We start from the raw sequence: 1,259 nt of genomic DNA, 5'->3' as shown, positions 1-1,259 counted from the left end.
CTCCAGTCCTGACGGCGGCCGGTCCACTTTTTGGTAATATCCATCATTGCCAGATACAGCATTTTGAACAGACTCTCATCAGTCGGAAACACGGATTTCGCTTTTGTTACCTTGCGAAGCTGGCGGTTAAAACCTTCAATTGCATTGGTCGTATAAATCAGTCTGCGAAGCTCCTGTGGAAATTTGAAATAAGTGCTGAGATTTGCCCAGTTTTCCCGCCAGGACTGCGAAATAGTGGGATATTTCTTATCCCAGTGCTCCGAAAAGGTATCCAGCGCCATCAATGCCGCATCCTCATCAACCGCAGCGTAAACCGCCTTCAGATCAGCCATAAGCGCTTTCAAATCCTTGTAAGATACATATTTGCTGGAATTTCTAATCTGATGAATAATACAGTTTTGAATCTCAGTCTTGGGAAAAACTGCCTCAATTGCCGTAGAAAAGCCACACAGATTGTCCGTACAGGCGATAAAAATATCTTCAATCCCACGGTTGCGCAGACTGTTCAGTACAGTTGCCCAGTATTTTGCGCTTTCGTTTTCACCAACCCACATGCCGAGAACATCTTTGTGCCCGTCCAGATCAATGCCAATCGCGATATAGACAGCCTTCTTCACGATGTGTCCCTCGCTGCGCACATGATAGTGGATCGCATCCAGAAATACTACCGCGTAGACCGCCTCCAGCGGCCGCTGCTGCCATTCCTTTGCGACAGGCAGAATCTTATCCGTAATGCGACTTACCGTCGTATCAGAGACATCTACGCCGTAAATATCATGGATATGTGCTTCGATATCGCCGGTTGTCATGCCTTTGGCGTACATCGACAGAATCTTCTCCTCGATATCCTGACTGATACTGGTTTGATTCTTTTTCAGCAGCTGCGGCTCAAATTCACCCTTGCGATCCCGCGGAACTGCTACTTCTACATCGCCGAAACTGGTGCGAAGTGTCTTACTGCTGTGGCCATTGCGGCTGTTTTCGGTATTTTTGTTGCAATAATCGTACCTGCTATACCCCAATTCATCATCCAGTTCAGTTTCCAGACCGTCTTCCATGAATTCGGCAATTGTTTCTTTGAAAAGATTTTGGATGTCATCCATGCTGGTGATGTTGCTCATATCCAGCAGCTCTCGGATTTTTGATCTTCGTGCATTCTCTTTCGGTGTTCGTTTCTTTACTGGCATTTTGCTTCCCTCCACGGTTATATCTCTATTTTACACCTTCGCAGAGGTTTACACAAAATTTGGGATGGCGTC

General features: G+C 46.4%; 1 protein-coding gene. It reads right to left on the bottom strand.

What is annotated here, in order from left to right:
* Positions 1-1,187: IS256 family transposase (locus IEY11_RS14555; RefSeq protein WP_188886900.1), on the bottom strand; the 1,187-nt coding region annotated here is incomplete at its 3' end.
* Positions 1,188-1,259 lie beyond the last annotated feature (72 nt).

Origin of the sequence: Butyricicoccus faecihominis, assembly GCF_014648015.1 — a bacterium.
GTDB classification, from domain to species: Bacteria; Bacillota; Clostridia; order Oscillospirales; family Butyricicoccaceae; genus Agathobaculum; species Agathobaculum butyriciproducens.
This window is presented reverse-complemented; position numbering and strand designations above follow the sequence as displayed.